The 275-nt window shown below is 57.1% G+C and carries 1 protein-coding gene; it reads right to left on the bottom strand.

Going from position 1 to position 275, the window contains the following annotated elements; all coding sequences use genetic code 11:
• Positions 1-52 precede the first annotated feature (52 nt).
• A partial coding sequence (locus SB772_RS40685; protein WP_410838609.1) for a hypothetical protein occupies positions 53-275 on the bottom strand: 223 nt, incomplete at its 5' end.

Consider the following 275-nt stretch of genomic DNA (forward strand, 5'->3'; position numbering starts at 1 on the left):
GCCCAGAAAACACGGTGACAGTCATGCCGGCCGACGACGCGCATAGGCGCGCTTAAGCCTTCTTGGAGGGCCCTTGTACAAAGAGTCCACCCAAAAAAGCGATCGACGGCAGAGCCGCCACGTGATGATTAAAAGAGTTCTCCCGACGAGGGGAAAGCATGCCGCCAGCGCGGCTGAGGTAAAGAGGGTGAGCAAAACTGCTCACATGCGCGCCAGTAGACCATAGCGGTCCTTTTACCGCAAGCAGAAACCACACGTAACGCCTGATTTCGGAG

It is taken from the genome of Paraburkholderia sp. SIMBA_030, assembly GCF_046535245.1.
GTDB lineage: Bacteria > Pseudomonadota > Gammaproteobacteria > Burkholderiales > Burkholderiaceae > Paraburkholderia.